At 63.5% G+C, this 24235-nt stretch carries 22 protein-coding genes; 3 read left to right on the top strand and 19 right to left on the bottom strand.

Translation table 11 applies throughout. The features are described 5' to 3' along the window. Window positions 1-31 precede the first annotated feature (31 nt). From FJ972_RS16285 to yajC, 5 genes are all read right to left on the bottom strand, one after another. Window positions 32-847: a phytoene/squalene synthase family protein gene (locus FJ972_RS16285; protein WP_140495880.1), complete on the bottom strand. Its 816-nt coding sequence runs from the start codon at window positions 845-847 to the stop codon at window positions 32-34. 25 nt (window positions 848-872) lie between these two features. Next, complete coding sequence (locus tag FJ972_RS16280; protein WP_140495776.1) at window positions 873-1262, bottom strand: Mth938-like domain-containing protein; 390 nt, start codon at window positions 1260-1262, stop codon at window positions 873-875. Window positions 1263-1291: 29 nt separating this feature from the next. Further along, window positions 1292-3844: a protein translocase subunit SecDF gene (gene secDF / locus FJ972_RS16275; RefSeq protein WP_140495775.1), complete on the bottom strand. Its 2553-nt coding sequence runs from the start codon at window positions 3842-3844 to the stop codon at window positions 1292-1294. Window positions 3845-3933: 89 nt separating this feature from the next. Beyond that, the gene (locus FJ972_RS16270) at window positions 3934-5001 is read right to left on the bottom strand and encodes a SecDF P1 head subdomain-containing protein (RefSeq protein ID WP_140521029.1); all 1068 of its coding nucleotides are present in this window, start codon (window positions 4999-5001) and stop codon (window positions 3934-3936) included. Between the two features lie 52 nt (window positions 5002-5053). After that, the gene (gene yajC / locus FJ972_RS16265; protein WP_140495773.1) at window positions 5054-5392 is read right to left on the bottom strand and encodes a preprotein translocase subunit YajC; all 339 of its coding nucleotides are present in this window, start codon (window positions 5390-5392) and stop codon (window positions 5054-5056) included. A 287-nt stretch (window positions 5393-5679) separates the two neighbouring features. Between yajC and FJ972_RS16260 the strand changes: the two genes are divergently transcribed. Continuing rightward, window positions 5680-6555, top strand: a complete 876-nt coding sequence (locus FJ972_RS16260; protein ID WP_140521030.1) for an ATP-binding protein — start codon at window positions 5680-5682, stop codon at window positions 6553-6555. Window positions 6556-6639: 84 nt separating this feature from the next. Here the strand turns inward: FJ972_RS16260 and FJ972_RS16255 are convergent, their stop codons facing one another. The 14 genes from FJ972_RS16255 to FJ972_RS16190 all read right to left on the bottom strand — a co-directional run bounded on the left by FJ972_RS16255 (window position 6640) and on the right by FJ972_RS16190 (window position 23353). Beyond that, window positions 6640-6945, bottom strand: a complete 306-nt coding sequence (locus tag FJ972_RS16255; protein WP_140521031.1) for a hypothetical protein — start codon at window positions 6943-6945, stop codon at window positions 6640-6642. Between the two features lie 238 nt (window positions 6946-7183). Then, on the bottom strand, window positions 7184-8713 hold the full coding sequence (locus FJ972_RS16250; RefSeq protein ID WP_140521032.1) for a LysM peptidoglycan-binding domain-containing M23 family metallopeptidase: 1530 nt from the start codon (window positions 8711-8713) through the stop codon (window positions 7184-7186). Between the two features lie 177 nt (window positions 8714-8890). Further along, window positions 8891-9544, bottom strand: a complete 654-nt coding sequence (locus FJ972_RS16245; RefSeq protein ID WP_140495769.1) for a protein-L-isoaspartate(D-aspartate) O-methyltransferase — start codon at window positions 9542-9544, stop codon at window positions 8891-8893. Further along, complete coding sequence (gene surE, locus FJ972_RS16240; RefSeq protein ID WP_140495768.1) at window positions 9541-10299, bottom strand: 5'/3'-nucleotidase SurE; 759 nt, start codon at window positions 10297-10299, stop codon at window positions 9541-9543. The genes FJ972_RS16245 and surE overlap by 4 nt, the downstream gene beginning before the upstream one ends. Next, window positions 10299-11603: a serine--tRNA ligase gene (gene serS, locus FJ972_RS16235; protein WP_140495767.1), complete on the bottom strand. Its 1305-nt coding sequence runs from the start codon at window positions 11601-11603 to the stop codon at window positions 10299-10301. The genes surE and serS overlap by 1 nt, the downstream gene beginning before the upstream one ends. Window positions 11604-11979: 376 nt before the next feature. Next, window positions 11980-12843: a twin-arginine translocase subunit TatC gene (tatC, locus tag FJ972_RS16230; RefSeq protein ID WP_140495766.1), complete on the bottom strand. Its 864-nt coding sequence runs from the start codon at window positions 12841-12843 to the stop codon at window positions 11980-11982. Then, window positions 12840-13574, bottom strand: coding sequence for a Sec-independent protein translocase protein TatB (gene tatB / locus FJ972_RS16225; RefSeq protein ID WP_140521033.1), 735 nt, complete (start codon window positions 13572-13574; stop codon window positions 12840-12842). Before tatB ends, tatC begins: the two co-directional genes overlap by 4 nt. An 86-nt stretch (window positions 13575-13660) precedes the next feature. Further along, on the bottom strand, window positions 13661-13882 hold the full coding sequence (locus FJ972_RS16220) for a twin-arginine translocase TatA/TatE family subunit (protein ID WP_015317533.1): 222 nt from the start codon (window positions 13880-13882) through the stop codon (window positions 13661-13663). Between the two features lie 179 nt (window positions 13883-14061). Further along, a complete protein-coding gene (gene scpB, locus FJ972_RS16215; protein WP_140521034.1) occupies window positions 14062-14841 on the bottom strand; it encodes an SMC-Scp complex subunit ScpB in 780 nt (259 codons plus the stop codon). Further along, window positions 14838-15641 (bottom strand): segregation and condensation protein A, encoded by an 804-nt coding sequence (locus FJ972_RS16210; RefSeq protein ID WP_140521259.1) that lies wholly within the window; start codon window positions 15639-15641, stop codon window positions 14838-14840. Before FJ972_RS16210 ends, scpB begins: the two co-directional genes overlap by 4 nt. Before the next feature lie 60 nt (window positions 15642-15701). Continuing rightward, window positions 15702-16721, bottom strand: a complete 1020-nt coding sequence (gene nagZ / locus FJ972_RS16205) for a beta-N-acetylhexosaminidase (protein WP_140521035.1) — start codon at window positions 16719-16721, stop codon at window positions 15702-15704. A gap of 125 nt (window positions 16722-16846) precedes the next feature. Continuing rightward, complete coding sequence (locus FJ972_RS16200; RefSeq protein WP_140521036.1) at window positions 16847-20215, bottom strand: SPOR domain-containing protein; 3369 nt, start codon at window positions 20213-20215, stop codon at window positions 16847-16849. A gap of 103 nt (window positions 20216-20318) precedes the next feature. Further along, window positions 20319-22076 (bottom strand): arginine--tRNA ligase, encoded by a 1758-nt coding sequence (gene argS / locus FJ972_RS16195; RefSeq protein WP_140521037.1) that lies wholly within the window; start codon window positions 22074-22076, stop codon window positions 20319-20321. Window positions 22077-22138: 62 nt separating this feature from the next. After that, complete coding sequence (locus tag FJ972_RS16190) at window positions 22139-23353, bottom strand: deoxyguanosinetriphosphate triphosphohydrolase (protein ID WP_140521038.1); 1215 nt, start codon at window positions 23351-23353, stop codon at window positions 22139-22141. Between the two features lie 127 nt (window positions 23354-23480). Between FJ972_RS16190 and erpA the strand changes: the two genes are divergently transcribed. Next, on the top strand, window positions 23481-23828 hold the full coding sequence (gene erpA / locus FJ972_RS16185) for an iron-sulfur cluster insertion protein ErpA (RefSeq protein WP_140495759.1): 348 nt from the start codon (window positions 23481-23483) through the stop codon (window positions 23826-23828). A gap of 7 nt (window positions 23829-23835) precedes the next feature. Next, entirely contained in the window at window positions 23836-24228 is a 393-nt protein-coding gene (locus tag FJ972_RS16180; protein WP_140495758.1) for a VOC family protein, read from the top strand. Window positions 24229-24235 lie beyond the last annotated feature (7 nt).

Raw genomic sequence — 24235 nt, 5'->3', positions numbered from 1 at the left:
GAGCGATCCCTTAGCACAATTGACGTTTACGTCAAACTGCTGGCCAGCCCACCATGGCGCGACGCAGCATGAGCCAGTGGCGGCGCATGGTCGAGAGTCGCACCGTGCCGTCGAGCGGCGAACCGCGTTCCATTTTCGTCAGGTAGGCTCGCGACAGGACCAGCGGCAGAAAGGCCGGGCGCAGTGAAGCCGGCAAATCCGATGCGCCTTTCTCGAAGACCGAGAGATGCTCCCGCGCCAGCGCGATCATGGCGGCGACGGCGCGCTGCGCACCTGGTCCACCATCGTCGGTGACGAATTCCTCCGGAGACGAACCCGCCGCGGCCAGGATATCGGCCGGAACAAAACACTGTCCGCGACTGCGGTGCAGCGGCAGCAGGAGCAACAGTCCCGTAATCGCCTGCGCGCAACCGGCCCTACCGGCCAGTTCGGCGAAACGTGGCGCCACTCCTGGATCCAGCACCATTGCCGCCAGTTGAATAAGCGCGGCTGCCGTTTCGCCGCAATAGCCTTCGAGATCGGTTCGCGACGGCATCGGGTCGTCATAGAGGTCGAAGATGCGGGCCTCGAGCATATTCTCGAATGCCTGTTTCGGCAGGCCGTACCTGGAAATCGTGGCCTTCAGCACATCCGCGATCGGATGGCCCGTCTCGGACCCTTCGGCTGCGATGACATCGCGCCACCATTGCAACCGCACCTCGCCCGGCAAGGCCTCGCGGATGCGATCCCGAATGCCCGCGATTTCGGCATTGAAGGCGTAGAGCGAAAACAGCGCTTCGCGCTTGTCCGTCGGCGCGTAGAGCGCGCTGAGATAGCGGTCATGGTCGGCGGCGCGCACGGCGCCCATGACGATTTCGCCCTTTTGGTCCACGTCAGTCGACGGCGATCAGCGCGGCGGCTACCGCGCGATCCTCTGCGAGCAGGACATTATATGTCCGCACCGCTGCACCGGTCGCCATCGGGTCGGCGGCTATGCCCGCGGTCTTCAAGGCGGCGCGAAGCCCCGCCGGCAAGGGTCGTAAATCCTTGCCCGTGCCGACCAGCAGGATTTCGATCTTCTCGGCCTGGGCCAGCAGCCGTTCGAAATCCGCCACCGTCAGCGCAGATGGGTCCGCCGGCTCCCAGCCATGGATACCCGACGGCAGGCACAGAAGCGAACCGCGATGCGACATGTCGGCGAAGCGGAAGCCGCCATTGCCATACGCCTCGATAGGGGCGCGGCCGGGGAAATGCGCCTCGCGGATGACGATGCCTTTGGCCATCCCTGCCGATCCGCCCTTCGGGTCGCGCGTCAGGTCGCGACCGCCTTGCCGCCGCCGACCGGCTTTTCCTCGTCCGAGCTCGTGGCCTGCGGCCGCAGCTTGAACAGGATCAGCAGCGGCGCGGCGATGAAGATCGACGAATAGGTGCCGAAGATGACGCCGAACAGCATTGCCATCGTGAACGAGCGGATCACCTCGCCGCCGAACAGCACCAGTGCCAGGAGCGCCAGGATCGTCGTCACCGAGGTCAGCGTCGTTCGCGACAGCGTCTCGTTGATGGCGTTGTTGAGGAGCTGCGGCAGCGGCATCTTCTTGTATTTCCTGAGATCCTCGCGAACGCGGTCATAGACCACGATCGTGTCGTTCAGCGAGTAGCCGATGATGGTCAGGATCGCCGCCAGCGACGATTGGTTGAACTCCAGCCCGGTTATAACGAAGAAGCCTATGGTCATGACCACGTCATGGACCGTCGCCACGATGGCGCCGACCGCGAACTGCCATTCGAAGCGGAACCAGACATAGATCAGGATACCCACCAGCGCGACCAGCATGGCGATCGTGCCTTGCTTGGCCAGTTCTCCTGACACGGTCGGTCCCACCACCTCGACGCGGCGGAAATCGTAATTGTCCTGCAACTCGCCACGAACCTTGTCGATGACGGTCTGCTCGGCATTCTCGCCGCCGTCCTGCGTGCCGACACGGATCAGCACGTCATTCGGCTCGCCGAACTGCTGCACCTGCACTTCGCCGATATTCAGTTCCGAGAGCCTGGCTCTGATGTCGGCAAGATCGGCATTGCCGCTCTTGGACTTCACCTCGATCAGCGATCCGCCCTTGAAATCGATGCCGTAATTGATGTCGACGGTCATGAACAGCACCACCGACAGGACCGACAGCAGGCTCGACAGCGCGAAGGTCCAGCGGCGGATGCCCATAAACGGGATCTTCGTGCCGGGCGGAATGAAGGTTACCGGCGCCCGCGGCAATTCCTTCGGACGCGCGCGGCGCAGCCAGATGGACACCAGCAGCCGGGTAAAGGTGAAGGCGGTGAACACCGTGGTCAGGATGCCGATGGCGTAGGTGATGGCAAAGCCCTTCACCGGCCCCGTTCCGAGATAGAACAGCACCACGGTCGCGATCAGCGAGGTGACGTTGGAATCGACGATCGTCGCCAGCGCCTTCGAGAAGCCGGTGTCGATCGCCTGGATCACCGAGCGTCCGGCGCGCCGCTCCTCGCGGATGCGCTCATAAATCAGCACGTTGGAATCGACGGCCATGCCGATGGTCAGCACGATACCGGCAATGCCTGGCAAGGTCAGTGTCGCGCCAAGCAGCGATAGCAGTCCGACGATCATCGCCACGTGCACCGCCAGCGCGATGTTGGCGAGGAAGCCGAGGAAGCCGTAGGCGACGAACATGAAGGCGACGACAAGGATAGAGCCGATGATGCCGGCGACCTTGCCGGCATGGATCGAATCTTGGCCGAGGCCCGGACCCACCGTGCGCTCCTCGATCACGGTCAGCTTTGCCGGCAGCGCGCCTGCGCGCAGCAGGACCGCGAGGTCATTGGCGCTCTCGGCCGTGAAATTGCCTGAGATCTGGCCGCTGCCGCCCAGGATCGGCTCGCGGATCTGCGGCGCCGAAATCACTTGGTTGTCGAGGATGATGGCGAACAGCTTGCCGACATTCTGCGATGTCGCCTGCCCGAACCGTGTCGCGCCGCGCGAGTTGAAGGTGAAGGAAACCACCGGCTCGTTGGTCTGCGAGTTGTAGGTTGCGGTCGCTTTGGAGAGGTCTTCGCCGGAAACGATGACGCGGTTTTCGATCAGGTAGGGAACCGGCGGATCGTCCTGCGAATAGAGGATCGATGAACCGGCCGGCGGACGGCCCTTCAGCGCATCCTGCACCGGCATAGACTGGTCCACCATCTGGAAGGTCAGCTTGGCGGTCTGGCCGATGATTTCCTTCAGCCTTTGCGGGTCCTGCAAACCGGGCACCTGCACCAGAATGCGGTCGTCGCCCTGCCGCTGCACGATCGGTTCGGTGGTGCCGAGTTCGTTGACGCGGCGTTCGACGACTTCGATCGACTGTGCCAACGCAGCCGACGTGCGATATTTTATGCCGGCGTCGGTGACGGTGAATTTGAGCAGGCCGGGCTCGGAATCATCCAGCGCCATCTCCTGGACGGAGCCGCCGGTGAACAAGCTGGCGGCGACCGGATCGGTCAGCGGCTTCAGTGCCGTCTTGGCCGCATCGAGCTGGTTCGGGTCCTGTATGCGGACCTGTACGGTCCTGCCCGTGCCCGCCAGGCCGGTATAGCCTATCTTGGCCTCGCGCAGCAGCGTCCGGATCTCGTCACGCGTCGTCTCCAGCTGCGCCTTCACCAGATCGTTCTGATCCATCTGGAGCAGGATGTGCGAGCCGCCCTGCAGGTCGAGGCCGAGCGTCATCTGCCGCTTGGGCACCCAGCTCGGAAGCTGCGCCAGCGTGCTTGCGGGAATGAGATTGGGCGCGGCGAGGACCACTGTGGCGGCCACGGCCAGCCAGATCAGGATCATCTTGAAGCGCGAGAAATAAAGCATCAGTTCTTATCCGTTCAGGCGTACAAGCGGCAGCATTCCGCCATCGGTTCGGTTCGCGGGCCCGTTTCTCATTCTGAGCACGGCCGGCCCTATCGTGCTTCTTCAGCGATTGTCAATCTTGCCGGCAATGGGCCGGTTCGCAACAGCATGGCGATGGTGTTGGCTTCCCGGACCGTGAAATTGCCCGAGACTTGACCGTAACCACCATCGATGGGCTCGCGAATGACAGGTGCTGAAATCACGTGGTCATCCAGGATCACAGCCAATGGCTTGCCCACATTTTGCGTTGTAACCTGTTTGAACCGTGCCGCGCCTTTGGCGCCAAACCGGAACACGACAACCGGTTCGTCATTTTGCTGCCCACTGTAAGTTGGGCGGGCGTCGAGCACGTCCTTATCCGAGAGGATGACCCGATTCTCGACCAGGTAAGGAACCGGCGGATCGTCCTGCGTATACACCACCAGCGAGCCAACAGGCGGGGAACCGCTGATCGCATCGTTCACCGGCATCGAAAGGTCAACCAAATGGAAGCTCAGGCGACCAGGCCGGGTGAGAATTTTTTCCAGCGTTTGCCGATCGGCGATGTCTGACGTCTGAACAAGTATGCCGTCTTGGTCCGCTGGTTGGGCCACCGTGCCGGCGACACGCAGATCTTGGAGACGATTTTTGATGACCTTAATCGACTGAGAAATCGCGTTAGAGGTCTGATACTTCAAACCCGCATCCGTCAGCGTGAATTTGAGCAAGCCGGCTTTGGAATCCAGCGTCATTTCCTGAACGCGGCTGTCCGGGGCAACATCCGTTACCGTCTTGAGCGCTGTCTTTGCCGCCTCAAGCTGAGCCGGATTCGTGATGCGCACCTGCAAGGTCCTGCCCGACACAGCAAGCCCCGTGTAGCCGATCCTGGCCTCCATCAGAAGCGCCCGGACATCGCCACGCGCAATCTTCAGCCGGCCGTCGATCACATCCGCCACCACCAGATGGAGCAGGAGATGCGAACCGTCTTGCCCTGCTCGAACGACTGCCGGACTGTCGGCAGGCCGCTCGGGCCGCATGGCATGCGGACTGGCGGCGAAAAGGTTGGACGTGTCGAAGACGGTCATCGTGGCTACGGCAAGCCACGTCAGCATCATCTTCAGGCGCCAAAAATGAGACATATGCCGTCGCTTGTCAGGGCCCCGTCCGCGGATCGCTCCGCCTGGAATTTGGTTATTTCTTGGCGTTCTGGTTCGCTACCGGCTCGCCCTTGACGCGCACGTCGGCGATCGTCGAGCGCAACGCCGTCACCTTCGTGCCGCCACCGAGGTCGATCTCGAGCTCATGGTCGTCGATCACCTTGGTCACCTTGCCGACGAAGCCGCCGCCGGTGACGACCGTGTCGCCGCGGCGCACGGCCGCCAGCATCTCGCCGCGCTTCTTCAGCTGCGTGCGCTGCGGCCGGATGATGAGAAAATACATGATCACGAAGATCAGGACGAACGGCAAAATGCTGATGAACATGTCGGGAGAAGCCCCAATGCCTTGGGCATATGCCGGTGTCACGAACATCGAGGTACTCCTGAATTTTGAAAACAGCCGCCAAACGGCTCAGTGGATTTGGCAGCCCCGCGAAATTTGGCCGGAATATAGTCGGTAAAGTTGCCAATGCAACTGCGTGGCCGGGCAAATCGGCTGCTTTTCCGGCCTGTTCGCCCGTGTTAGAGCATGACCGCGAAAAGCGCGAGCGGGTTTTCGCAAAAGATCGCGCTGTAACAAACGGTTGCAGCGAGTTTCGAAACCGTCGGGATCGAACCCGGCCACACCTTCCCTCGCGGAACCAGAGCAAAAGACCTGAGATGACCGATACCAGCATCGACGCATTGAACCAGAAACTCGACCGCCTGATCGAGGCGGTCAGCCGCCTCGCCCCGCCGCCTGTGCCCGAAACCGACCTTGGCGGAGCCGATTGCTTCGCCTGGCAGGCGGATCCGGGTTACCTGGAGCCGGTGCGCAAGGTGAACCGCGTCGACATCGGCCTGATCCGCGGCGTCGACCGTGTGCGCGACATCCTCGTCGACAACACAGAACGCTTCGCCTCCGGCTATGCCGCCAACAACGTGCTTTTGTGGGGCGCGCGCGGCATGGGCAAATCGTCGCTGGTCAAGGCCGTGCATGCCGCAATCAACGCCTCGCCGAAACTCGACCGCCCGCTCAAGCTGATAGAGATCCATCGGGAGGACATCGATACGCTGCCGAAGCTGATGACGCTGCTGAAGGCCGCGCCTTACCGCTTCATCCTGTTTTGCGACGACCTCTCCTTCGACCATGACGATACCTCCTACAAATCGTTGAAGGCAGCACTCGAAGGCGGCGTCGAAGGCCGCCCGGCCAATGTCATTTTCTACGCCACGTCGAACCGCCGCCATCTTCTGCCGCGAGACATGATCGACAATGAGCGCTCCACCGCCATCAATCCGTCCGAGGCGGTCGAGGAGAAGGTTTCGCTCTCCGATCGCTTCGGCTTGTGGCTCGGCTTCCACAAATGTTCGCAGGACGAATATCTCGAAATGGTCAACGGCTACGCCAGCCATCATGGGCTCGACATCGACCCCGGGCAGTTGCGCGCCGAGGCGCTGGAATGGGCGACGACACGCGGCAGCCGCTCGGGCCGCGTCGCCTGGCAGTTCACGCAGGACCTCGCAGGCCGGCTCGGCAAGCCGTTGAAGGATTAGGCGCGGCTCACCGAGTGACGGCAGGAGCCGGCCACAAAAGTTTCGTGGCCGACCCGTCCGGGGACGCCGGTTTCTATATCGTGTTCATTCCCGCACAGGCTTTATGCTTCCCAGAACCATGGGAATATCGGTTTGTATCCCGAGTGTATCGGTCGCCCAGGCCTGCATTTCTGGTGAAGCATCACCTGATTTCAGGATGGAAATGGCCAGCTCGGACATGTCTGTGGGCGGCTTGGTATTGATCACCGCATAGGAGAAATAGCCGGCCAAAGCGGCACTTGCGATCGAAATGACCGGCGCAACGATTAAAGCAGTTGCTCGTACATGCGATTGCCAGCGATGCGTTGGGCTGGCGGACGGAAGTTCATCCTCTTCGACAGATTCAATCATTCCACTCTCCTTGCAGAGCGTCGAGAATGACTTTCCTCTACATTAGTTAAAATGCAGATAACCGCTTTTCTGACGGCGGCCCCGGTTTTGGAACGACGACATACATTGAGATAGCGACGTGCATCCCGCGACCAACTGAAAAAGCCCGCTCCTTGCGGGGCGGGCTGAGCCGGCGGGCCGGACTGGAGGTCAGGCGGCCCGCAAATCGCTTTTTTTATTCTATTCGAAATAGCCCCGACTATTCGAGATAGCCGGAGGGATCGACCGGGGCCGAGTTCTTGCGCACTTCGAAATGCAGCTTCGGCGAGTCCGTCGTGCCGCTCATGCCCGACAGCGCGATCTCCTGGCCGCGCTTGACCTTCTGGCCGCGCTGGACCTCGATCGAGCTGGCGTGACCGTAGACGGTGACCAGGCCATTCTCGTGCCGCACCAGCACCGTATTGCCGAATTCCTTGAGGCCGTCGCCGGCATAGATGACGACGCCATTCTCGGCCGCCTTGACCGGCGTGCCCGCCGGCACGGCGATGTCGACGCCGTCCTTGCCGGAACCGAAGCCGGAAATGACGCGGCCGCGCACCGGCCAGCGCATCTTGCCTATGCCGGTGGCGTCCGGCGCCACAGCGTCGTCATCCTCGGCCTGCTGGATGACCTTGGCGTCCTTCTTCGGCGGCGTGTAGGAAGCCAGCGTTTGCGACGGCGTCGTCTTGGCCGTCGGCTGCGTCGTGGCTGTCGTCACCGGGTCTACCGTCGCCGGCTTTGCGGCGGCCACCGTGGCCGTTCCGCCGGCCGGCACCTTCAGCGTCTGGCCGATCTTCAGCAAGCCGTCCTGCATGCCGTTCGCCTGCTTGATGGCGACAACCCCGACGCCAGTCTTCCTGGCGATCGAGGAAAGCGTATCGCCCGACTGCACCGTATAGGCGCCGGCGCCGGCCTTGGGCGCGGCGGCGGCAATTTGCGGCGCGGGCTTGCTGTCTTTGGGCTTGTTCGCCGCGGCCGAAGCATCGACCTGCGCGGCTGACTTGCCCTCCTTGAGCTTCGGCTGCTGCGGCAGCACGGCAACCTTTTCCGGCGCGGTGGCCGGCACGTCGCGCTTGCCATTAGCGGGCTTGGCATCGGCCATCTTGGGCTCGGCCTTGCTGGAATAGGCGTAGGCCGGAATGATGATCTTCTGGCCGGTCTTCAGCCCCTTGGTCGCGCTCAGCCCGTTGACCTTCATGATCACGTCGGCCGGCACCTTGTAGTGCTGCGCCAGCCCGGAGATCGTTTCACCGTCCCTGACGACGATTTCGGTGGCATGCGCCGTGCCGGCTGCCTTGGCGTCGGGCTGGGCATCCTTGAAGGGCTTGGCCGCGGGAGCAACCGTGCCGGTCGCCGTCCGGTCGACATGCGGTGCCGGGCGCACCAGAGCGGGCGCCGATGCAACACGCACCGGATTGGCGGCGGGTGCCAGCGCGGGAGCGGGCTGCGCCTGGGCGACCGGTGGCGGCAGCGGCCGCGTCGACACCGGTTCGAGGCTGGAGCGGCTGACCGACTGCGTGTGGCTGCCATCGAGCGGCGCGGCCGCGACATCCCCCGGATAGGGCTGCTGCACGGCATCCTGCTTGTTGATGATGGCGCGCTGATTGTTTGTCGAGGAGGTGAAGACGTCGTCGACGCCGTTGAACCGCGACACTTGCGAGCTGCACCCAGCCGCGGCACCCGCGATCATGAGAACAGCGCAGCCCCGCGCCAAATTGCGATTGTTTGCCTTCAAAACACTGAGTTGCATCGCACTAACCCGCACAAACTCTGCACCAACTGGACAGGATTAAAGCGCGTTAATGTTACTGGTCGGTTAACCCCTTAGAATCAGACGCAAAATTTCTTAAAATATTTGAGGCCGCCCAGACTGCCCATATAGAGGCACGCGCAGCCGCCGTTGCAGGCCGGCTGACATGGACAATCCCTAGATAACGGCCGCCAGGCTGCGCAATACCGGCTGCAGGCGCACGAGGCCGATATCCTCGCGCTCGAAACGGCTGCCGACCTTGGTGAGCTTGGCCAGCACCTGCTCGCCCTCCTCCGGTCCGATCGGCGCGATCACGATGCCGCCGCTCGACAACTGGTCGAGCAGGAAACGCGGCAGGCTGTCGAAGGCGGCCCAGGCGACGATCCGGTCGAACGGGCCTTCTGCGGCCAAACCGGAGGAACCATCCACCTGGCGCGCGATGACGTTGCCGATGCCGAGCGCCTCGAAGCGCTGCCGCGCCTGTTCGACCAGCGTCTTGTAGCGGTCGATGGTGACAACCCGGCCTGACAGGCGCGACATCACCGCTGCCGTATAACCGGAGCCGGTACCGATCTCGAGCACGCGATTCCCGACTTCGATGGCGAGTGCGGCGATCACCGCCGCCTGCATGTCCGCGCCCTCGATCGCTTCGCCGCATTCGATCGGCAGCATGCGGTCCGACCAGGCGATGGAATGGAATTGGGCGGCCAGGAAGCCGCGCCGCGGTGTCGCCTCGAAGGCCGCGATCAGCGCCTTCGGCACGGTCCCCCTGCCGCGCAGGCGCAGCAGGAAGGCGGCAAATCCTTCTCGGTCATCGATCGGCAGGTTCATGCAAGGGCCTTGCTCAGCTGGTCACGAATCTCATGCGCTGTGAGGTCGAGCTGCAACGGCGTCACCGACACCAGGCGATTGCGCAGCGCAAAAAGGTCGGTGCCCTGCTTGCCCTCGACGGGTTCGCGGCCGAAGCGCAGCCAGTAGTACGGCAGCCCGCGCCCATCGCGGCGTTCCTCGACCCACAGGCTGTGTACGAGCTTGCCCTGCGAGGTGACCACCGTGCCGGCGACCTCTTCAGGCAGGCAGTTCGGAAAATTGACGTTGAGCAGCACGCCGTCCGGCAGCGGCGTCGCGACGAGTTTCTTGAGCAGCGCCGGCGCCAGCGCCTCGGTGGTCTCGTAGGGAACGACGCGGTCCTCGCCGATAGTGCTGTAGCCCTGGCTGAGCGCGATCGAGCGTATGCCGAGCAACGCGCCCTCCATCGCGCCGGCGACGGTTCCCGAATAGGTGACGTCGTCAGCGATGTTGGCGCCGGAATTGATGCCCGACAGGATCAGGTCGGGCGCGCCGGGCAGAATCTTCTTCACGCCCATGATGACGCAGTCGGTCGGCGTGCCGCGCACGGCAAAGTGCTTCTCGCCGATTTTCCTCAGCCGCAGCGGCTCCGAGATCGAGAGCGAGTGCGCATAGCCGGACTGGTCCTGCTCCGGCGCCACCACCCAGACATCGTCGGACAATGTGCGCGCGACGCGCTCGAGCGACGCCAGGCCCTCGGCATGAATGCCGTCGTCATTGGTCAGGAGAATACGCATTATTTCGATTCGATCTTTTCCAGCCCGCCCATATAAGGCCGCAGCACTTCAGGAATGGTTACGCTGCCATCCTCGTTCTGGTAGTTTTCGATGACGGCGATAAGTGCGCGCCCGACAGCCGTGCCTGAGCCGTTCAGCGTATGGACGAAGCGGTTGCCCTTGCCGTCTTTGTCCTTGTAGCGGGCTTCCATGCGCCTGGCCTGGAAATCGCCGCAGACAGAGCAGGACGAGATTTCGCGATAGGCGTTCTGGCCGGGCAGCCACACCTCGATGTCATAGGTTTTTCGCGCGCCAAAACCCATGTCCCCGGTGCACAGCACCATGGTGCGGAACGGCAATTCGAGCCGCTTCAGCACTTCCTCGGCACACTCGGTCATCCGCTCATGCTCGGCGAGCGAGGACTCCTGATCGGTGATCGACACCAGCTCGACCTTGTAGAACTGGTGCTGGCGCAGCATGCCGCGCGTGTCGCGCCCTGCCGAGCCGGCCTCCGAGCGGAAGCACGGCGTCAGCGCGGTGTAGCGCAGCGGCAGTTTCTCATGGGCGGTGATCTCCTCGCGCACGAGGTTGGTGAGCGGCACTTCGGCGGTGGGGATCAGGCCAAGCCTGCCGTCCCCATGCGGCGTGAAGAACAGATCCTCCTCGAACTTCGGCAGCTGGTTGGTGCCGAAAAGAACATCGTCCTTGACCATCAGCGGCGGGATGACTTCCTCATAGCCATGCTCGGTCGTGTGCAGGTCGAGCATGAACTGGCCGATCGCGCGTTCCATCCGCGCCAGCCCGCTCTTCAGCACGGTGAAGCGCGAGCCCGACAGCTTTGCCGCACGCTCGAAATCCATCATGCCGAGCGCTTCGCCGATCTCGAAATGCTCCTTCACCCAGTTCGGGCGGGTCGGCACCTTGCCGACGATATGCTTGACCACGTTGTCGTGCTCGTCCTTGCCGACCGGCACATCGTCGAGCGGCACATTGGGCAGCACCGCCAGCGCGTCGTTCAGCGCCTTGTCGAGCTCGCGCTCGCGCGCCTCGCCGTTCTGGATGAAGGTTTTTATCTCGCCGACTTCGGCTTTCAGTTTTTCGGCAAGGGCGGCATCGCCCGAACGCATGGCGTTGCCGATCTCTTTCGAGGCGGCGTTGCGGCGTTCCTGCTTGGTCTGCAGCTCGGTGACATGTTCGCGCCGCGCCTCGTCCCTGGCGATCAGGTCATCGACGGTGGACTGCGCTTCCTCGACCGACCACGAGCGCTTGACCAGCGCCTCGACAAGGGCCTTCGGGTTGTCGCGAATCCATTTGATGTCAAGCATGGTCTGAAAGCTCCTGCGGTAGCTTGCCGCCAAAGCGCGCGGCGGTTTGCGCTACGATATGCTCCAAGAATATAGCCTGAAACGCATCGTCGGTTTCGCGATGCGTTTCAGGCCAGAGGGGGTAAACCGCATCTCTGATCGATGCAAGATCGGGCTTGCTGACGGCAGGGGCCGCGAGCCCGCTTTCGAGTGGTGAGGGATAGCGCGACAGTCCAGAAATAAAAAACCCGCCTCGGCGGCGGGTCGTTGGCGCAAATCAGCACCATAACCGAATATGTACCATAGCGGCGGGCACCAAGTCAAGAAAAAATTCCTATCGGCACCGGGCCGCGCACCGATTCCGAGGCCGGCAGCCCGCAGGGGCGACGCGCCTGCCCTATGTGGAGGATGCGTCTGCCGGCTTTTCCGCCACCTCTTCCTCGGATTGCTGCTTCTCCCGCGCCAGGCGCTCGCGCTCCTGGCTGCGTTCAATCATCCGCGCCGACCAGATGGCGACCTCGTAGAGCAGGATGGTCGGGATGGCGAGGCCGATCTGGCTCATCGGGTCGGGCGGCGTCAGCACCGCCGCGACGACGAAGGCGATGACGATCGCCCATTTGCGCTTCTCGGCCAGCGCCTTGGATGACAGCATGCCGACGCGCGTCATCAGGCTGGTCACCACCGGCAGTTGGAATACCAGGCCGAAGGAGAAGATCAGCGTCATGATCAGGCTGAGATATTCCGACACCTTCGGCAGCAGCGAAATCTGCACCTGGTCGTTGGTGCCCGACTGCTGCATGGCGAGGAAAAACCACATCACCATCGGCGTGAAGAAGAAATAGACCAGCGAGGCGCCCATCAGGAACAGGATTGGCGACGCGATCAGGAACGGCAGGAAGGCGTTGCGTTCGTTCTTGTAGAGGCCGGGCGCGATGAACTTGTAGATCTGCGTGGCGATCAGCGGAAAGGCGATCACCATGCCGCCGAACATGGCGAGCTTGACCTGCGTGAAGAAGAATTCCTGCGGCGCGGTATAGATCAGCTCGACCTTGTGCGGGTCGAGCCCCGCCCATTGCGTCGCCCATTTGAATGGCACGACAAGTAGGTTGAACAGCTTCTTGGCGAAGAAGAAGCAGACCAGGAACGCGGCGAAGAAGCCGCCGAGCGACCAGATCAGCCGGCGGCGCAACTCGATGAGATGCTCCATCAGCGGCGCCGAGGATTTCTCGATCTCGTCCTTTTCCTTGTCCGAAACGCTCACTTGGCGGCTCCCGCCGTCTTTTTGGCCACTGACTTCTTCGCTGGAGCCGGTTTCGCCTCGGCCTTGGTCGTCGCCGCCTTGGCTGCTGCCGGTTTGGCAGCCTTTGACGCCGCCACGGGCTTCGCCGGCGCTTTGGGTGCTGGCGCGGGTTTGGCGGTCGCCGCTTTCGCAGGCGTGGAAGCTTTCGCGCCGTTCGCCGAAGCCTTGGCGGGCTTGGCCGCTTTCCCTGCCGCAGGTGTCTTTGGCGCCAGCTCTGTCGGCGCTGAGGACGCCACCACCGATTCATCGGTCATGACTGGGAAGATCGGCGCGGCCGGCGCGGTATCGGGTTCAGTGGGCCCCGGCATGGTGGTCGCGCCGTTCTTCAACGGTTCGGCCGCCTGCGGCACCGAGCCGGCGGGCGCTGCCGTATCGACGGCCGGCTTCGGCTTCATCGCCGCGTCGACGCCGGAACGTACATCGGCGGCCGCCTGCTCGAACGGATTGAGCTGTTTCCTGATCTCGGCAACCGGGCTGAGCCCCCTTAGCTCGTCGACCGATTTCTTGACGTCGTCGAGCTCCGCTTCCTTCAGCGCCTCGTTGAACTGCTTCTGGAAATCGGCCGCCATGGCACGCAGCTTCGCCGTCGTGCGGCCGAAGGTGCGCAGCATGTTGGGCAAATCCTTCGGCCCGACGACCACGATCATAACGATCGCGATCACCAGCATTTCGGTCCAGCCGACTTCAAACATGGCTATCCGTTCCGACTAATGCATGCCGCCCAAAAGTGCGAAGCGGTTCTGGGACAACGACACACACAAAAGCAACAACCCTTGGCTCAGCTCTTGCTGGCCTTTTCCTTCGCTGCCGAAACGGTTTCGTCGGCGCGATGTTCGACGGTACGCTTGTCGTCGGCAACGTCGTCGTCGGCCATGCCCTTCTTGAAGCTCTTGATACCCTTGGCCATGTCGCCCATCAGCTCGGGTATCTTGCCGCGGCCGAACACCAGAAGCACGATGACCAGCACGATCATCCAGTGCCAAATCGAAAATGAACCCATAGCAACTCTCTCTCGAATGGTTTCCCTGCCGATGATCTATGCGTTTTCGCGTTGGGATTCAAACACAACCGCGACAGAGTTTATGAAAGGGTGTCGGATGTCACGCATTTTCCGCAATGCGGTCCGCTACCAATCGGCGCATCTAGCCCGGGAAAGCCTCCAGGAACAGAGGCTTGCGGTCAATCTTCCGTGACGCGCGGCGTCAGCAGGCCGAGTTCCTCGAGATCGATATCCGTCAGCGGATCCTCGTCCTCGGTCAGTACATCCGGGTCCGCCGGCGGCTGCGGAATGGAGAAATTCGAAGGCATGCGGCCCGAAAGCAGGCCGGCACCCTTCAACTCCTCCATGCCGGGGAGATCGCGGATTTCCTCGAGCGCGAAATGGTCGAGGAAGGTTTCGGTGGTGCCATAGGTCACGGGACGGCCGGGCGTTTTGCGCCTGCCGCGCATGCGTACCCATTCCGTCTCCAAGAGCGTATCCAGCGTGCCCTTCGAGGTTTCGACGCCTCTGATGTCCTCGATCTCGGCGCGCGTCACCGGCTGGTGATAGGCGATGATCGCCAGCACTTCGAGCGCCGCGCGCGACAGCTTGCGCTGCTGGACGGTGTCGCGGCTCATCAGGAAGGCGAGATCGCCGGCGGTGCGAAACGCCCAGGCATCGCCGACCCGCACCAGGTTGACGCCGCGCCGCGCATAGATCTGCTGCAGCTCGGCCATCGCGAGCGCGATGTTGATGCCATCGGGAAGGCGCGCGGCCAACTGCTTTTCGCTGACGGGCTCGGCACTGGCGAAAACGATCGCCTCGGCCATGCGCACCGCCTCCGCCATATGCAGCCGCTCGGCGGGATTCTGCGCCGGATTCTGGGCCGGATTCTGAACCGAAGCCTGGTCGATCTCGCCCTCCTCCGGTTCGTTGTCCATCTTGAACGGGACAACCGAAGCGTTGGCGCGTTCGCTCATGATGCCACCTCGACTGCCTTGATTGCCGGTGCGCGGTGGTCGCGCAGATAGATCGGCGCGAACACCTCGTCCTGCCGCACATCCATCTTGCCCTCGCGCACGAGTTCCAGTGTCGCCGCGAACGAGCTGGCGATCGCGGTGCGCCGCTCTTCCGGGCTGGACAGATATCGGACGAGAAAACTGTCGAGCGCCGTCCAGTCCTGCAGCGAGCCGATCAGCCTTGTCAGGATATCGCGGGCGTCCTTGAGCGACCAGACGCCGCGCCTGGCGATCGTGACATTGGTGATTGCCTGCTTCTGGCGCTGCTGGGCATAGGCGGTGAGCAGATCGTAGAGCGACGCCGAATAGGCATTGCGCTTCTCGATGATGACCATTTCCGGCATGCCGCGCGCGAACACGTCGCGGCCGAGCCGGTTCCGGTTGACCAGCCGCGCCGATGCATCGCGCATGGCTTCCAGCCGCTTGAGCCGGAATTGCAGCACCGCCGCCAGTTCCTCGCCGCTTTCGCCTTCCTCGCCCGGCTGCTTCGGGATCAAAAGCTTCGATTTGAGGAAGGCGAGCCACGCCGCCATCACCAGATAGTCCGCGGCGAGCTCAAGTCTCAGTGCCCTCGCCGTCTCGACGAAGGCCAAATACTGCTCGGCCAGCGCCAGGATGGAAATGCGCGCGAGATCGACCTTCTGGTTGCGGGCAAGATGCAGCAGAAGATCGAGCGGGCCTTCGAATCCTGCGACGTCGACGACCAGCGACGGATCGCCGGTCAGCCGGGAATCATCGCTTTCGGCCCACAGGCGGTCCATCGGTGCGGCCTTCCCGGCCTTGCTTTCCAATGCTTCCGCCACGTCCCGTTCTTCCCTCTGTCAGGCCACCGCATCGAAATAGGTGGCGAATTCGGCGCGTATCTCGGTTTCTTCAGCCGCGTCGCGTTTTTCTATATAGGTCATTGCCCGGTTTGCACGCTCAAGCGACTTGCCCTCAAGCCCTTTGGTTCGCGATGCGGTGCCCGCCATCTCCTCGAAAACGCCGTTGCAGTGAAGGACCAGATCGCAGCCGGCCGCAAGGATCGAGGCCGCCTTTGTCGGGAAATCCCCAGAAAGTGCCTTCATCGAGGTGTCGTCGCTCATCAGCAGCCCATCGAAGCCGATCTCGCGGCGAATGATCTCGTCGATGACCTTGCCGGAGGTGGTTGCCGGGTTTTTCGGGTCGATCGCGCTGTAGACGACATGCGCGGTCATGGCCATCGGCAGGTGGTTGAGTTCCCTGAACGGCGCAAAATCGTGCCGCTGCAGCTCGCTCATCGAAGCGTCGACGACAGGCAGTTCGAAATGCGTGTCCGCGAAAGCCCGGCCATGGCCGGGAATATGCTTCATGACCGGCAGCACGCCGCCAGACATCAGGCCTTCCGCCGCGGCGCGGCCGAGCTCGATGACCGGGCGCGGCTCCTTGCCATAGGCGCGCGCGCCGATGACGTCGCTCGCCCCTTCGATCGGCACGTCGAGCACCGGCAGGCAATCCGCCGTGATGCCGTAGCGCAGAAGGTCGAAAGCGTGCAGCCGCGCCATCAGCCAGGCGGCGCGGGCTCCGGCGTCATGGTCGTCGCGCCACAGCGCACCGAGCGCGCCGCCGGCTGGATAGTTCGGCGCCAGAGGCGGCCGCAGCCGCTGCACCCTGCCGCCCTCCTGGTCGATGAACACCAGCGCGTCCGGGCGTCCGATGCAGTCGCGCATCTCGGCGACCAGATCGCGGATCTGCTCGGTCTCGCTGATGTTGCGGGCAAACAGGATGAAGGCCCACGGGCATTCATTGCGATAGAAACTGATTTCTTCGCGGGTGAGCGACTTCCCGGCACAGCCGAGGATCATGGATTTTGATTCGGTCATGCCGACGAGTCTAGAATCTTCCGCGGCCAAAGGGAATCACGTCGAAAAGTGCAAAAAGAAAACGGCGCGGCGTTGAGGCCGCGCCGGTTTTCAAACTGCTCTCCTCCGACACGGGAGGTGAATGACTACCTCGACACGAAGCAGTTGCCGCCGGCAGCCTTGTAGCTGGTGCACAGATTGATGGCATCGTTGCGCGACTGCGCGGGCACGCGGACGCGGTAGAAAGTCCCCTTGCCGGCGATCTCCGCCTTGACGATGTTGGCGGTGCGGCCGGAAAGCACGCCACCATAGCGACGCTGCAGATCCTGATAGGTCGACTGCGCGCTTTCGACCGTCGGCTGCGAGGCGATCTGCATCGACCACGAACCGCCGCCGGTCGAGGGCGCCGCGGGACTGATGGAGGCAACCTGATCGGGCTTGACCTCGCCGACCACGTCGACCGGCTGGTCGGACGGGCGCTGCGGCGCGACCGGAACCTTGGCCGGCGTGTTGGCCGACTGGGCCTTGGCTTCCGCCTTGGGCTCGGCCACCGGTTTCAGGGCTGGCTCGTCGTCCGCCTGCGCGGCGTCCGGCGCCACCGTGCCGGTCTGGTCGGCATCGGCCTGAGCCGACGGCGCGACATGTTGCGGCGCCGGATCGACCGGCTCCACGGCAGCCACTTTCGGTGCGGCGGGCGCCGGATCCTCACGCGGCACCAGCGACCCGTCCGATTTGACCACCATGGTCCTAACCTTGCGCGGCGCCACGGCGACGACGTCGGGATTTGCGCCCTTGTCGACATCCTGCAGAACCTGCGCGATGCGGTCCTCCGACTTGGCTGCGGGCGCGGCGTTGTTGGCCGGCGCCGCAACGGCAGTCGGAGCATCGCCGCCGTCGCCGTCCGCCATGTCGGCTGCGGTCTGGTCGGGCGAGAGATCGACGGCGCGAGCCGGATCTTTCGCCGCCACATCCACCGGTTCCTCGACATTGGTGACGAGCTTCTGCTGGACCGGCTCGGCGGGCTTGGCGCCCTTGGCGACCGCGTCATAGACCTTGTTGTCCTGGTTCGGCACCACGGCGCCGCCCGGGTTTTCCGGCTTGACCTTGATCGGTGCATTGTCCGCCTTGACCAGGACCGGGGCGTCACTGCCGCCCTGGCCGCCCGGAGACAGCGCGAAGGCGCCGAGGCCTCCGGTGACAACGACTGCACCGACAATGGCGGCGATGAGCAGGCCGCGCCTGCGCGGCGACCCGCCGGCCTCGCGTTCGGCGAGACCAGGAACCGACATCGCCTCGTCCAGCTCGGGATCGTAGTCGAGCTCGTCGACGGCAAAATCGTCGGCCTGTGAAACCGGCTGGCTGCCGGGCAAGTCGTCGACGTCGAAGCCGTTGGTGGCGTCGGCATAGCCTGCCGGCGCTGTCGCGCGGGCAGACATTTCCGCCGGCCGTGCCGCGTAGGTGCGGGCCTCGGGCTGATAGCCCGGCTTGAGCCCCTCATAGCCCGGCTTGAGCCCCTCATAGCCCGGCTTGAGCGCCTCATAGCCCTGTTCAAAGGCATCGTATCCCGACTTGAAGCCGGGATTGTAGGAGTCGTCGGCATAGGGCGCGCTGGCGTTTGCGGGAGCCGCAGCGACATCCACTGTATTCATCTCGGTCAGCAGATTGGAGAATTCGGCGTCGAGATCGTCGTAGCCGGGCGCGGCCGGCTCGTCCTCTTCGAAGTGCAATTCCGGAATGTCGAGATCATCCTGAAGCGCCACGACGCGCTCCGGCACATCGACGGTCTCGACGTCAGGCATCTCGTCATCGAACGCGGACTGCTCGCACTGCGCGGCGGCCGGCGCCGCATAAGCGGCAGGCTCGGCCGCACGATAGGTCGGGATCGCGGCAGCCGGCGCCGCCATGGGGGCCGCCGAAGCCATCGGCTGGGCGGTAAAACTCGCCTGTTGCGGCTGCGGGACCGGCGTAACCCGGCTCCACGAGCGGGCCGGCTCGGGCGGAGTGGACTGCGTCGTCAGCCAATCGAGGGGATCGTCGCGGAAAGTTTCCGGCGCGGCGGAATCCGCGGCGAGGTCTTCATCCCGGTCGATTCCTTCGGCCAGGTCGATGCTTGCGGCGAGTTCCGCTTCGAAATCATCGTCTCCAGAGACAGTGGCATGCGCGCCGAGGTCCTGGTCCTGAAGCTCATCGAGCATGAGATCGTCAAGATCGACGTCAGCGGTCGAGACCGCCTGATGCTGCTGCGTCGCCGCAGGTTCGTCCAGGTTCCAGTCGAGGTCACCGGCCGTCGGTTCTTCGTCGGGTTTCGCGGTCGCGGCGACAGGCTGCTGAACCGCTACCTCCTCCTCGGCCACCGGCGCCGAGCGTGCGCTCATGGCGCCCAACAGCGCGTTCAACTCGTCTTCAAGGCTACGCTCGTCGGCGGCGGCATGCACCGGTTCGGCCATAGCCGGGGCGGCCGGATGAACGGGGGCAGCCACAGGCTCAGCGGCCGGCTCGTCCGTCGCTTCGGCAAGCGCGTCGTTGAAATCCTGCTCGAAAGCATCGTCCAGCGGCTCATCGGCGGCCAGGTCTGCCGCCTCGCCTTCCGCATCCGTCGCCTCGGCGAACACGTCCTCCATTTCGTGCGCATCTGCCGTCTCGGCGGTCACGTCATGCGCGTCAAGCGCATCCGTCTCCGCAGCCACGGGCGCATCGGTCGCGACCGAGTGATCGGCAGCCAGATCGAAATCGATATCCGCCAGCCCGTCGTCGAAAGCCGTGGCGTCATCAAAGCGATCGCCAAAATCCTCTTCGGAAACCGCATGGTTCGCGTTCAGCGCCGCCTCGACGGGAGGCTCGACCGGAGCCGCGGCCGCTTCAGGCTGCTGCTCCGCCACGTGACCATCGAGCATCAGTTCGTCTTCGAGCGAAAGGGCAAAGCCATCGTCGAATTCATGGTCGACGGTAGGCTCCGCGACAGGCTCCGCCACTTCGGCGGTCAAGGCGGGCTCGGCCGCATCGGTCGCGTCATCAAGCCGGAAGTCCTGATCGAGCGATGCCGCAAGCTCGTCCGCCATGGGCAGATCGTCATCGAGCGGCGAAACGCCATCGAGAGAGCTGGCTACCGCATCGTCGAAATCCGTATCGAAAGCGGCATCGACGGTTGGCGCGGCCTCGGCAACAGCGTCGTCGGCACCATGCTCATCGTCGAGCTGCATGTCGTCGAACGCCATGGCGAGTTCGTCATCCATGCCGTCGGTAGCGGCGGCGTCGAACGCCGGCTCATCAACATCGGCGACCGTCGCGGCGTTGCCTTCGGCAAAGTCGAAGTCGCCCATCAACTCCTTTTCGAGATCGATGTCGAAATCGACCTCCTGCGCCTGCTGGTCAGCGGCGGCTTTCGGTTGGGCGGGCGCCTGTGGCTTGACCGGCTGGCGCGGGTCGAACCCCATGATCCTGGTCAGTTCCGCGAACGGATCATCGTTGGCGATGTCGTTGTTGTCGGCTATTCTCAGCTGGGTTCTGTCTGCCATTATTGTTCCCGAACTCGCACTCATTCGGACGCCATGGACGTCGCGCAGGGTTGGCCCTTACCAGCGCAATGTGGGCAAAAGGTGACAGGTTTTTTAGTCAAACCTAACGCATTTCGGTGGGCGCCGCGGCGCCGATCAGCGTCAGGCCGGACGTCAAGACATCCGAAACAGCCTGCACCAGCCCTAGTCTGGCATGCGTCAATTGTCGGTCGTTAACCTTAACAAAACGTAAGTCCGGATTATCGGTGCCGCGGTTCCAGTGCCCGTGGAAGCTTGAGGCCAGATCGTAGAGGTAGAATGCCAGCCGATGCGGCTCGAGCGCAAGTGCCGCCGACTCGATCAACCGTGGATATTCAGCGAGTTTCCTGATCAGGCCGATCTCGCCTTCGTCGGTCAGCAACGCCACGGCAGCCGCCAGACTGTTGCGATCGAAATTGGCCTCTCCCAACTGCTCGCTCGCCTGCCGGAATACCGAATGGCAGCGCGCCGAAGCGTACTGCACATAGAACACCGGATTGTCCTTGGACTGCTCGGTCACCTTGGCGAAGTCGAAATCGAGCGGCGCATCGTTCTTGCGATAGAGCATCATGAAGCGGATGGGGTCGCGGCCGACTTCCTCCACAACCTCGCGCAGCGTCACGAAATCGCCGGACCGCTTGGACATGCGCACCGGCTCGCCATCGCGAAACAGCTTTACCAGGTTGCACAGAAGAACCGTGAGCTTCACCTCGTCGCCGGCGATCGCCCGCGCCAGCGCTTCCAGCCGCTTGACATAGCCGCCATGATCGGCGCCGAGCACGTAGATCAGTTCGACGAAGCCGCGATCGACCTTGTCCTTGAGATAGGCGACGTCGGCGGCGAAATAGGTGAACGAGCCATCCGACTTGACCAGCGCCCGGTCCATGTCGTCGCCGACCGCCGTCGAACGGAACAGGGTCTGTTCGCGATCTTCCCAGTCGTCCGGCCTCTCGCCCTTGGGCGGCGGCAGCTTGCCTTTGTAGATATGGCCCTTCAGCGTCAGGTCGTTGATCGCCGAGCGGATCTTCCTGGCATTGTCGGCGTGCAGCGTGCGCTCGGAGAAGAACACGTCATGATGCACGTTGAGCAGCGCCAGATCCTCGCGGATCATCGCCATCATCGCGTCGATGGTGCGGTCCTTGACGATGGCGAGCGCCTCTTCGTCCGGCATCTGCAGCAAGGACCGGCCGAATTCCTTGGCCAGCGCCTGCCCGACCGGGACCAGATAGTCGCCTGGATAGAGCCCGGCCGGGATCTCGCCGACCTCGTCGCCAAGCGCTTCGCGATAACGCAGCATCACCGAGCGCCCGAGAACGTCGATCTGCGAGCCGGCGTCGTTGATGACATATTCCTTGGTCACGTCATAACCGGCAAAGGCCATCAGATTGGCAAGCGCATCGCCAACGACGGCACCACGGCAATGGCCGACATGCATTGGCCCCGTCGGGTTGGCCGATACATATTCCACATTGGCCTTCCTGCCGCCGCCGATGCTGGAGCGGCCGTAATTGCGGCCCTCGCCCAGAAGCGTCGTGAGATGTGCCTGCCAGAAACCGTCCTTGAGCCGCAAATTGACGAAGCCCGGGCCAGCAACCTCGGCGGCCGCGATATCCTTGTCGTCCCGCAGCGCGAGCGCCAGGCGCTCAGCCAGCACCCGCGGGTTCTGGCCGGTGGGCTTGGCCAGCACCATCGCCGCATTGGTCGCGAGATCGCCATGGCTGGCATCGCGCGGCGGCTCGACGGCGATGCGCGACAGATCGGGCGAAACACCGTCACTGTCTTTCAGATCAAGCGCTTCGACGGCTTTTATGATTCGCGCGGTGAAGTCGGCGAAGATGTTCATGGGTATGACTCTGGCGGCTTTGCAGGGAATCCGGCTTGTTGGCCGGCAAAATCGAGCCCGCCCTAGCTCAAATCCGGCGTATGGTCAAACAAACGCCGGTGTTCCTTCAGCGCGTAGGTGTCGGTCATCCCCGCCAGGAAGTCGGCCACGCTGCGCGCCTTGATGCGATCCTCGGCCCGGTCGAGCCCCTCGCGCCAGCCGTCCGGCATAGCGCGCGGGTCGGCGAAATAGACGTCGAACAGGTCCCTGACGATCCGCTCCGCATCGGCGCGCACGCGCATGACTTCCTTGTGCCGGTAGAGGTGCTTGTAGAGAAAGGCCTTCAGCTCTTTCTCGGCGACGGCCATTTCGGCGGAAAAGGTCACCATCGTCTCGCCCGCCGCCCTCACCGCATCGGCGCTCCGCGGCCCGGTGCGTTCCAGATTGGCGGTGGTCGACCTGATCACGTCCTCGACCATGGCCGTAATCTGGCGCCGCATCAGCTCGTGGCCGGTGCGCACCTCGTCGAGATTGGGATAGCGCGCGCGCACCCCCTCCAGGATTGTGCCCGGCAGCGAGACGGCCTTCAGCATGTCCAGCGTCAGCAGCCCCGCCCTCAGGCCGTCGTCGATGTCGTGCGTGTTGTAGGCGATGTCGTCGGCGATGGCAGCACACTGCGCCTCGATGCCGGCGAACCGGTCGAGCTCGAGGTCGTGCAGTTCCGAATAGTCGCGGATCGCCTGCGGCACCGGACCCTTCAGGCCCTTGCCGTTGGCATCGGTCAGCGGACCATTGTGCTTGACCAGGCCTTCCAGCGTTTCCCAGGTCAGATTCAGCCCGTCGAACTCGGCGTAACGCGCTTCCAGCCTTGTCACGATGCGAAGCGATTGCGCGTTGTGGTCGAAGCCGCCCCAATCAGCCATCTTCTCGTTGAGGGCGTCCTCGCCGGTGTGGCCGAAGGGCGTGTGGCCGAAATCATGCACCAGCGCCACCGCTTCAGCCAGATCCTCGTCGCCGCGCAGCGCCCGCGCCAGAGCGCGTGCGATCTGCGCCACCTCGATCGAATGGGTCAGCCGGGTACGGTAATGATCGCCTTCATGGGCGATGAAGACCTGCGTCTTGTGTTTCAGCCGGCGGAACGCGGTGGAATGGATGATGCGGTCGCGGTCGCGCTGGAACGGCGTACGGGTCGGGCTTTCGACCTCTTCGAACAGGCGCCCGCGCGAGCGCGCCGGATCGCTGGCATAGGCCGCGCGGGGCCTATAGCCGAATCCGATGTCGCCCAACTCGTTGGTCATGGTCGATGCCGCCTGACTTTGGCCGCCTGACTTTGGCCGCTAGACTATGGCCGCCAGACTATGGCCGGTTGACTTGGCCCTTCGCGCTTCATACCTATCATGTGAAACCGAAAGCAAGGTGACGCCCATGGGCGCGGATGCCAAGACCGCCATGAAAGTCGAGATGACCGATGCCGCCGCAAGGCGGATCGCCAAGATTGTGTCGGACGAGGCCGGCAAGACGGCGTTGCGCGTTTCCGTCGAAGGCGGCGGCTGCTCCGGCTTTTCCTACAAGTTCGATCTGGTCGACGCGCGCAACGACGACGATGTCGCCATCGAGAAGGACGGCGCCACGGTTCTGATCGATGATCTGTCGCTGGTCTATATGGGCGGGTCGGTGATTGATTTCGTCGACGACCTGATGGGCCAGTCGTTCCAGATCCGCAACCCGAATGCGGTCGCCTCCTGCGGCTGCGGCACAAGCTTCTCCATTTAGGAACAACATGCCTGCCATTGGCGCGGTTCGTCAGGTCGCGCTCTCGGCCGGGCGAGACCTCGACGCGACTCTGGCCTTCTGGTGCGACGTGCTCGGGATGAGCGTGCATGTGCGTTACGATCCGCCGGGCATCGCCTTCATCATGGCCGGCAGCGTGCGGCTGCTGTTCACCGACGGCATTCCGGCCGGAACCGTCTATCTCGACATATCAGGTCTCGAGGATTTCCACGCCGGCGCGAAAGCTGCGGGCGTTCCCTTCACCGCGCCTCCAACGCTTGTTCATCGCGACACCGAGGGCCAGTTCGGTCCGGCGGGGGAAAGCGAGTGGATGGCCTTTCTAAAGGATCCCGCAGGCAATACGATCGGCCTGGTCGAACGTCTTGCCCCGGAAGAACATTGAGGCCGCC

The sequence above is a fragment of the Mesorhizobium sp. B2-1-1 genome (assembly GCF_006442975.2).
Lineage (GTDB): Bacteria > Pseudomonadota > Alphaproteobacteria > Rhizobiales > Rhizobiaceae > Mesorhizobium.
Note: the sequence above shows the minus strand (reverse complement) of the source record. Positions and strands in the feature narration are given on the sequence as shown.

What these genes read in the sequence shown, in the direction of transcription:
- FJ972_RS16285 (WP_140495880.1), bottom strand. Translation starts at nt 847, where the DNA reads ATGGGCGCCGTGCGCGCCGCCGACCATGACCGCTATCTCAGCGCGCTC.
- FJ972_RS16280 (WP_140495776.1), bottom strand. Translation starts at nt 1,262, where the DNA reads ATGGCCAAAGGCATCGTCATCCGCGAGGCGCATTTCCCCGGCCGCGCC.
- secDF (WP_140495775.1), bottom strand. Translation starts at nt 3,844, where the DNA reads ATGCTTTATTTCTCGCGCTTCAAGATGATCCTGATCTGGCTGGCCGTG.
- FJ972_RS16270 (WP_140521029.1), bottom strand. Translation starts at nt 5,001, where the DNA reads ATGTCTCATTTTTGGCGCCTGAAGATGATGCTGACGTGGCTTGCCGTA.
- yajC (WP_140495773.1), bottom strand. Translation starts at nt 5,392, where the DNA reads ATGTTCGTGACACCGGCATATGCCCAAGGCATTGGGGCTTCTCCCGAC.
- FJ972_RS16260 (WP_140521030.1), top strand. Translation starts at nt 5,680, where the DNA reads ATGACCGATACCAGCATCGACGCATTGAACCAGAAACTCGACCGCCTG.
- FJ972_RS16255 (WP_140521031.1), bottom strand. Translation starts at nt 6,945, where the DNA reads ATGATTGAATCTGTCGAAGAGGATGAACTTCCGTCCGCCAGCCCAACG.
- FJ972_RS16250 (WP_140521032.1), bottom strand. Translation starts at nt 8,713, where the DNA reads ATGCAACTCAGTGTTTTGAAGGCAAACAATCGCAATTTGGCGCGGGGC.
- FJ972_RS16245 (WP_140495769.1), bottom strand. Translation starts at nt 9,544, where the DNA reads ATGAACCTGCCGATCGATGACCGAGAAGGATTTGCCGCCTTCCTGCTG.
- surE (WP_140495768.1), bottom strand. Translation starts at nt 10,299, where the DNA reads ATGCGTATTCTCCTGACCAATGACGACGGCATTCATGCCGAGGGCCTG.
- serS (WP_140495767.1), bottom strand. Translation starts at nt 11,603, where the DNA reads ATGCTTGACATCAAATGGATTCGCGACAACCCGAAGGCCCTTGTCGAG.
- tatB (WP_140521033.1), bottom strand. Translation starts at nt 13,574, where the DNA reads ATGTTTGAAGTCGGCTGGACCGAAATGCTGGTGATCGCGATCGTTATG.
- FJ972_RS16220 (WP_015317533.1), bottom strand. Translation starts at nt 13,882, where the DNA reads ATGGGTTCATTTTCGATTTGGCACTGGATGATCGTGCTGGTCATCGTG.
- scpB (WP_140521034.1), bottom strand. Translation starts at nt 14,841, where the DNA reads ATGAGCGAACGCGCCAACGCTTCGGTTGTCCCGTTCAAGATGGACAAC.
- FJ972_RS16210 (WP_140521259.1), bottom strand. Translation starts at nt 15,641, where the DNA reads ATGGACCGCCTGTGGGCCGAAAGCGATGATTCCCGGCTGACCGGCGAT.
- nagZ (WP_140521035.1), bottom strand. Translation starts at nt 16,721, where the DNA reads ATGACCGAATCAAAATCCATGATCCTCGGCTGTGCCGGGAAGTCGCTC.
- FJ972_RS16200 (WP_140521036.1), bottom strand. Translation starts at nt 20,215, where the DNA reads ATGGCAGACAGAACCCAGCTGAGAATAGCCGACAACAACGACATCGCC.
- argS (WP_140521037.1), bottom strand. Translation starts at nt 22,076, where the DNA reads ATGAACATCTTCGCCGACTTCACCGCGCGAATCATAAAAGCCGTCGAA.
- FJ972_RS16190 (WP_140521038.1), bottom strand. Translation starts at nt 23,353, where the DNA reads ATGACCAACGAGTTGGGCGACATCGGATTCGGCTATAGGCCCCGCGCG.
- erpA (WP_140495759.1), top strand. Translation starts at nt 23,481, where the DNA reads ATGGGCGCGGATGCCAAGACCGCCATGAAAGTCGAGATGACCGATGCC.
- FJ972_RS16180 (WP_140495758.1), top strand. Translation starts at nt 23,836, where the DNA reads ATGCCTGCCATTGGCGCGGTTCGTCAGGTCGCGCTCTCGGCCGGGCGA.